Origin of the sequence: Bacteroides sp. AR29 (assembly GCF_900217715.1) — a bacterium.
Lineage (GTDB): Bacteria > Bacteroidota > Bacteroidia > Bacteroidales > Bacteroidaceae > Bacteroides > Bacteroides uniformis.
Genome location: NZ_OBMS01000045.1, coordinates 1 through 7,995, shown reverse-complemented (window position 1 = coordinate 7,995; position 7,995 = coordinate 1). Strand labels below are relative to the sequence as shown.

Annotated in this window: 6 protein-coding genes and 1 pseudogene; 5 read left to right on the top strand and 2 right to left on the bottom strand. The window is 41.3% G+C overall.

The window, feature by feature from the left end:
- The 4 genes from CSD97_RS18395 to CSD97_RS18380 form a co-directional block, all read left to right on the top strand.
- A partial coding sequence (locus tag CSD97_RS18395; protein WP_082427858.1) for an ATP-binding protein occupies window positions 1-207 on the top strand: 207 nt, incomplete at its 5' end.
- Between the two features lie 120 nt (window positions 208-327).
- Window positions 328-870, top strand: a complete 543-nt coding sequence (locus CSD97_RS18390; protein ID WP_179948667.1) for a DUF6562 domain-containing protein — start codon at window positions 328-330, stop codon at window positions 868-870.
- A 12-nt stretch (window positions 871-882) separates the two neighbouring features.
- Window positions 883-1,758: a hypothetical protein gene (locus tag CSD97_RS18385; RefSeq protein WP_143272449.1), complete on the top strand. Its 876-nt coding sequence runs from the start codon at window positions 883-885 to the stop codon at window positions 1,756-1,758.
- A 269-nt stretch (window positions 1,759-2,027) separates the two neighbouring features.
- Window positions 2,028-4,505, top strand: a complete 2,478-nt coding sequence (locus tag CSD97_RS18380; RefSeq protein ID WP_143272448.1) for a DUF6562 domain-containing protein — start codon at window positions 2,028-2,030, stop codon at window positions 4,503-4,505.
- Between the two features lie 108 nt (window positions 4,506-4,613).
- Here the strand turns inward: CSD97_RS18380 and CSD97_RS18375 are convergent, their stop codons facing one another.
- Together CSD97_RS18375 and CSD97_RS18370 are read right to left on the bottom strand one after the other, a co-directional pair.
- Entirely contained in the window at window positions 4,614-4,997 is a 384-nt protein-coding gene (locus CSD97_RS18375) for a hypothetical protein (protein ID WP_098032891.1), read from the bottom strand.
- Window positions 4,998-4,999: 2 nt separating this feature from the next.
- Window positions 5,000-6,226, bottom strand: a complete 1,227-nt coding sequence (locus CSD97_RS18370) for a site-specific integrase (RefSeq protein WP_098032890.1) — start codon at window positions 6,224-6,226, stop codon at window positions 5,000-5,002.
- A 267-nt stretch (window positions 6,227-6,493) separates the two neighbouring features.
- Here CSD97_RS18370 and CSD97_RS18365 point away from each other — a divergent pair.
- Window positions 6,494-7,930, top strand: a pseudogene (locus CSD97_RS18365) (IS1182 family transposase); the annotation flags it as partial.
- Window positions 7,931-7,995 lie beyond the last annotated feature (65 nt).

Genomic DNA, 7,995 nt, shown 5'->3' with positions numbered 1-7,995 from the left:
CGACCCATCCTGCTCGATATAATAGAGGACCGACATGGGCGCAAGTCCATCATCATCACCTCGCAACTGCCAACGGACAATTGGTATGATGCAATCGGAGACCCTACAGTAGCAGATGCCATTATGGATCGTATTATACATACGGCGCACCGGATTGAGCTGACAGGAGAAAGTGTCCGTAAAATGGCTGCATACAGAGGGAAATAAACTAAAATAATAATAACCCCATCGGTCAAGACTTTTTAAGGGGGCATTGTTGAATGTTTTAAGGGGGCAGAATCGCTTGGTTTTAGGGGGCAGCTTACACTGGATTTTCCAGCAGATATTATGGAGCGTTTGCCTGATACGCTCAATGTGGCTATGCAACGACCTTTGGCGAAGTTTGAGTTCATCACCAACGATGTGGTGGAGTTCATCGACAAGGAATCCACCCGTATAGCATCCAAAGCTAACGAAAACAAAAACAAATCAGTCGATGACACTCCGACAAGAGCCGTAAATATCGAGGATTACAAGGTCGTGTTCTACTATGTGGGATTTATGCCTCACGCTTATAGTATGTACACCGACAAGCCCGTGGATTCCTCTACGGGAGTGATGTTCGAGTCCACCTTGAGGAAACTCTCCGAATCGGAGGCTTCAATGGGATTTGACTATGTATTTGTAAACGGCAAGAAGTCGGCTGTAACGGTGCAGATAGGTATTTATGACAATGAGGGCACACAACTTTCATTGACCGAGCCGATAGAAGTGCCGTTGAAGCGTAGCCACCATACCACATTAACGGGTATGTTCCTGATGTCGGAGGCATCGGGAGGTGTAACCATCAATCCTGACTTTGACGGAGACCATAACCTGATTTTCCCCTAACAGATAGAAACGATGAAGAATCTACTACATAACATATCAATATTGGCGGTGCTTGCCCTGATGATGGTAGGCATACAATCCTGTTCAGATGATTGGCAAGAGGTGGGCGATGTTCGAGTAAGTTTCACTGCCACACTTCCTACTGACACTCGTACCCGTTCATTCGGGAAAGCGGAACAAGTAAATACCCTTGTGGTGGGAATATTCAAAAAGGGCGTTGCAGATGTGCATACCAACAGCAGTAGCAACTGGAGTTATCACGAAATAGACCGCAAGTCATTCCCAATATATGACACTTCGGCAGATGTACAACTCACATTGGCACAGGAGCAGACATACAGTTTTATCTTTTGGGCGTATGATAGCAATCAGAACATCTACAATATAGATGATCTGACCGCTATCGAAATGAACGCTCTACCTAATCCGATAACATTCACCCAAGCGGAAGCCGCTGATGCTTTCTTCGCCACAATGGGAGACATTACCATTACGGGAGATTGCAGTTATCCCGTTGAACTTGTCCGTCCGTTGGCTCAAATCAATGTAGGAACTATAAGAACACCGATGCAGGCATCATTTACAGCAAAAGATGTTCCCGACACATTCCACCCATTTACCAATACCGCAAGCGGTGTAACCGATTACACTTGGAATTTCAGCGATACCACAACCGAAACATTCTCTGTAAAAGATAATGACGGTAATGAAACGGTATATAACTACCTCGCTATGGGCTATCTGTTTGCTCCGACCACAGCAACAAAGGTTTCTGCTGAACTAATCTTGACCGATGGCAATGCAAGCAAGACGATACAATTTCCACAGGTGGAAATTGAAGCCAATCAACGAAGCAACATCGCAGGGAATTTCACAGCAACAGAATAAGAGAATTGACATATAAGTAAAACCTAATTAACGAGTTAAAAGCCGAATAGAAAACAGAAATCAAGCAGAATCCGCAAAGGTAAGGGATAGTTCCCAAGACCTTTACCCTGCATCGGTGCAGGCAACAACGATTGATGATAAACTCCCGTTCTGCTCACGCAGGACAGCCCTAAACAATGGAGGCGACATTCAAAGGAATGTGGCAACCATTACAAAAACAGAAAATCAGAAACAAGTAAACTTTATTGTTAAATTTAAAAATCAAAAAAATGAACAAGAAATTATTCTTAGGTATGTTCGCAGCAGCAGGTATGTTGCTGGCAACATCGTGTTCGAATGACGAACTGGATGTGGTTCAGTCAGGAAACGAGGCTCAGGTGACATTCTCACTTGCTGCCGAAGGTGGTATCGCTACCCGTGCTATCAGTGATGGTAAAAGTGCAGATGTTCTGTACTATGCTATCTATGATGCAGACAAAAAGTTGATTACAACTATTGCAGGCTCTACAAACGGCTTGTTGACAAAGCCAAAAGCTTTTCCTAATGGAAGTAAGCAAGATGCAGTAGAAGTGACATTGGCAAAGGGACAGGAGTACACAGCCGTATTTTGGGCACAAGATGCAAGCTGCAATGCTTACACAGTTACTGCAGAACCTGACGGACTAAAAGTTGCCGTAGATTATGAGGGTGACAATAACGATGAGACTCGTGACGCATTCTTCAAGGCTGAAACTTTCAAGGTAACAGGCAATACAGAAATTGATGTTGTATTGAAGCGTCCTTTTGCTCAAATCAATGTGGGTGTAACAGAAGCTGATTGGAAAGCAGCAGTAGAATCAGGTATAGAAATTACCGCGTCAAAGGTTGTCATCAAGAATGCTGCTACTTCTATCAACTTGCTCGATGGTACTGTAAAAGGCGAACAGGCAGTTGAATATGATTTTGCAGCAATCCCTACAGACCCTGCAATTTTGGAAGTTGATGTGGATAGAGATGGTACTATTCAGGAAAACGAGAAGTACAAGTATCTTTCTATGAGCTATATTTTGACTGATAACGATGAAAAGAGAACTACTTTGGAAGCAGATGGTCTGCAGTTTACATTTAAGTCAGGTGGTGAAGACATCGTTTTCGATGAAGGTTTACATGCAGTTCCCGTACAACGTAATTGGAGAACAAATATTCTTGGTAAACTTCTGACGGGCGATATTCGATTCAATATTGTTATTGATGAAAGATTCGATGATGATTATAATTATCCTGAATTTGAAGAGGTTACAAATGGAGTTAAATATGATGCAGCGACCAAGACCTATTATCTCTACTCAGTAGATGGTCTTAACTGGTTATCAACAGAAAGTAATACCAATAGCAACCAATTCTCTGGTTATACAGTGAAATTGACTTCTGATGTTGATATGAAAAATGTTGCTTGGACTCCTATCGGTACAACCAAAACATTCATGGGAACTTTCGATGGTGGTAATAAGACAATAAGTAATTTGACTGTAAAGGTTACTGATGATGAAAATTCTGCTGGCTTGTTTGGTAATGTAATTGGTAACATTAAGAATGTAAAATTGTCTAATGTTAATATATCTGGACATTACAAAGCAGGTGCAGTCGTAGGTTCTATCTATGGTAATATTGAGAATTGTCATGTAGATGGTGGTAAGATTCTCTCAACTCCTAACAGCCAGAAAAATAATGCTAATAACGTTGGTGGTATCGTTGGATATGTTTCTGAGAATAGCAAAACGGGCTATTCTGTTACAAACTGTACTGTAAACAACCTTGATATAACAGCCTACAGAAGTGTTGGTGGTATAGCAGGACGCTTAATGACTGGTGCTAAAGTTGAAAACTGCGTAGTTAATAATACTAATGTAATTGCAGATATGATTGCTGAATATGCAGATACAGGTAAGGAATCAGCTGCTGGTGCAGTTGTGGGTGATAACAGACCAAACGCAGATCTTTCTTCAAATACTACTAACAATGTAACTGTAAATGTTTATACTGTAGAAAATAATATTGCAACAGTAGGTACTGCTAATGGCGTAAATTATGCTCTTAGTCAAGGATATACAACTGTATTTGCTGAAGATGTAGCCGCTCCTCTTGCAAATAGTGCTATTTATGGAACTCCTGTTGCTGTAGTTATGAAAGAAGGTGGTGTTCTTGATGGCAATGGATTCTCTTTGGATATTGAAAATCCTCAATACAATGGTTATGCTGTTGAAACATATGGAGGTACAATCAAGAATTTAACAATTGACACCCCTGTCGGTCGTGGTATTGTTATTTCATCGCCTAAACAAGATATTTATATTGATAATGTAGTTGTTGATGGTCCTGGTTATGCAATCAATACTACTGAGCATAATGGGAAGAATCTGATAGTGACAAACTCTACAGTGAAAGGGTGGACAAGTCTTGCAGGTCTTGATGCCGTTTCATTCACAAAATGTAATTTTGGAGAGAACTCATCTAAATATTGGCAAAACAATGGCTATGACCAAGACTATGACCGTCTTATCCGCCCATATGTTTCTACAACTTTTACTGAATGTGTATTTGAAAAAGGTTACTATTTAGACTTATCAGCTCTTGCTGCAAATGCAAAGATTACACTTAAAGATTGCGTATGTGGTGAGGTAGAAATCACAGCAGAAAATTATAATACATATATAAGTGTTGAGCTTCCAGCTAACAGAACATTGACAGACTGTGTGGCTTTTGAATAATGAGGCACAATAGAGAAGATTAAGAAACTCTATCATTTCCTTGATAGATATTTACATATAAGACGATTGAGACCTGCCGTTCGTGAGAATAGCAGGTCTCGTTGTCTATTAGCATATCCCTTTGGGTGAAATCTGATGCCCAATACTCCACAACGATAGTAGTATGCTAATCCCGTTCTCTTTTCGCTGGCATAAACTCTCCAACACCTTTTGCCTTATCTTACTTGCCTCATAAGTGTTAAACCGAAACGCAAGGGCAATAACCACTTCAAGATTGTAGTATGTAGCCCAACTTTTAGGCGTTGCCAAATCGCATCGTTGGGTAGTAACAGGGCAAAGTACTCCACTCTTGTATATCGCTTTTATGGCGGCTCGGAGTGTCGGGGCTATCACCCCGAACAACTCCACCAATTCCATTTCAGACATCCATACATTGCCGATTGGGATATTCACTCTGCCGCTTTCGCTGATTGTTATAATTGCTCGTTCCATAGTTACATTGCTATTGAGATTTCACTAAACGATTGATTAAGTCTGTTGCCAAACATTGTCAAATCCTTGTCGATTTTCTCGGTTGTAATCTTAGCATACTTTTGTGTCGTAGTAATGTTTGTATGCCCCAACACTCGGCTTACACTCTCAATGGGAACACCCTTACTTAGAGCAAGCGTAGCGAACCCATGACGTGCGGTATGGAATGAAATATCCTTTGAAATCCCACACTCTTTTATCATCTTTTTCAATGGTTTACAGATATTCCAATAGTTGAGATTGGGGAATACGAGTTTGTCCTCTTGGAATCTCTCGTATCGCTTGATTATCTGCAATGGAATATCCAATAGTTTCACTTGGAAATTGACCTTTGTCTTGTGTCGCTTAGATAGAATCCACTTCTCGCCGTTTATCTCTACAATATCTTCGGTTGTCAGTTCTTTAATATCCACAAATGATAAGGCTGTGAAGCTTGCGAACACAAACAGGTCTCGGATATAAGCCAACTTCTTATCCGCAAATTCGTGTGTCATTACAGCCTTGATTTCATCTTCGGTCAAGTATTGACGCTCCTTGATGTTCTGATTTACCCGATACTGAGCAAAAGGATTTCTCGGTGTCAGTCCATTGTAATGAGCCTTAGAAACGATTGTTTTCAGCCACATACAATGTGACCATACACTACCATTATGCAAACCTGCATCGGTAGAGAGATAAATTTCATACTCCTTGATAAAATCGGGAGTAAGTTCAAGCATAGAAATATCACTACGCTTGTAGCACTTCTTGATGAATGCAGCCAAATGATTTCGTGACCTTACACGCACATTGTAGGAACTTGCTGCACGGTCTATGCCGATACGTTTCTTGAAACTCTCGTTGTCTTTATCAAATGCTCCGAGCAATGTTTCATATTCCGTTCCGATACCTTGATAGGCATTGCGTACCATTTCGGCAGTTACATAGGCTTCTCTATCCGAAATGCGTTGATAATGCTTGATGATTTGAGCCTTGATATTATCCAAAGCCAAATTGATGTCTCTCGATTCTTTGCTCTTACCCTTTGCCCGATTGCCTTTGGCATCCCACATTGCTTTTGCAATGGTCAGTTTGCAACTGAATTGAGCCACTGAACCATTGATTGTAACTCGCCCCATAATGGGGACAATACCGTTTTTCTCTTTGCTTCCGTTCACATAGAACAGCACCTTAAATGTACTTCGCATAATCCAATTCTTTTTTGGTTACAAAATTAGTTATCAGCGAGTTGTACACTGTTATGCAGAATGTGGCAGAGAATAGAAATAAACTCCAACGACCTATAAACTTACCTTATTATCGGGTAATGGATAAGAAACCGTCCACCCTCATTACCTTTCATTTCCTTGCACTTTCGCATCGGCGAGGCTTTCATCATAAGTCCTCATAAGTCACTGAACACCAGTGCCGCCATCATCATTTTCCTTCATTCGTTAGATTTTTCCAGAGATATATCATATTCTTGCCGTAAAATAGAGAAGCACCTCCTTCGTGACATTCATTATATTTGGCTTGCCGGTAATGAGCATCCGGATTTTATCACGATCAACCGTTTTCGTAACCGTGTAAAGGAGGAAATAAATAATGTATTTACCCAGTTGATTTTTGTCCTTGCCGATAAAGGTTTCATCAGCCTTGATGTGGAGTATATTGACGGCACCAAGATTGAATCCAAAGCCAACAAATATACTTTTGTCTGGCGCAAGACAGTCGAACGGAACCGTACGAGACTAATGGATAAAATCCGTATTCTCTTGGAGCAGGTGGATGAAACCATTGCACAGGAGAACTCTATAAAAGACACATCCGTGGAGTTTACTTCCTGCAGGCTCTCTGACATAGTGGATGAACTTAAAGAAGCCCTGGAACGCCAGCCTGCAACAAAGGATAAGGAAGAAAAGAAAGCCCTGCGCAAAAAGAAGAAGCAGGTCAGGGAACTTGAAGGGTATCGTGACAAGCTGATAGAATATGACAATCACCTTGATACCCTTGGAGAACGTAACTCCTATTCCAAGACCGATCCTGGTGCCACATTCATGCGCATGAAAGAAGATGCCATGAAGAACGGGCAGACCAAACCCGGATATAATCTGCAAATAGGTACTGAAAACCAATTTATCACAGACTTCCGTCTGTTTCCCAACCCTACCGATACACTGACCCTCATACCTTTTTTCCACTCTTTCCAGTACCGCTATAACCGTTTACCGAATATCTGCGTGGCAGACTCCGGTTACGGTTCGGAAGAAAATTACCGGTTCATGCAGGAGAATGGGATAGAAGCCTTCATCAAGTACAATTACTTCCATAAAGAACAGCGTCCCCGTTATACTCCCAACCCGTTCCATGCCGAAAGTCTCCATTACAATGCCCAAGAGGATTATTACGTTTGTCCTATGGGACAGCACATGAACCGTATAGGAACCAAACGTGACAAGACAGCGAGCGGATACATCACCGAAAGTGCCCGGTATAAAGCAAAAAGATGCGAAGGTTGCCCTTTGCGTGGCAGTTGTTTTAAAGCTCGGGGGAACCGTATTATAGAAGTCAACCACCGATTAAATCAATACAAACGGCAGGCACGGGAAAGGTTGCTCTCAGAAGAAGGTATCAAGCATAGAGGCAGGAGGTGTATAGAACCAGAAGCTGTGTTTGGACAAATGAAATACAACATGGCATACAGAAGATTCCGGCATGTGGGAGAAGACAAGGTTACAATGGACTTTGCTTTCTTTGCTATAGCCTTTAATATCAAAAAAATGTGTGCTAAACTGATAAAAGAAGGAAAGGGGCTCATTACAGTTGCCAAATATTTGTTTATGGGACTATTTATAACCCGATATAATTGGAATATAGCAACTTGCTGCCAAATGCATGAGGAAAAAGTAGCATAGCCAAAAGAAAATATAGCAGAACTTAAAATATAAAAGAGGTTGTGCCAACGTTTTGACACAACCTC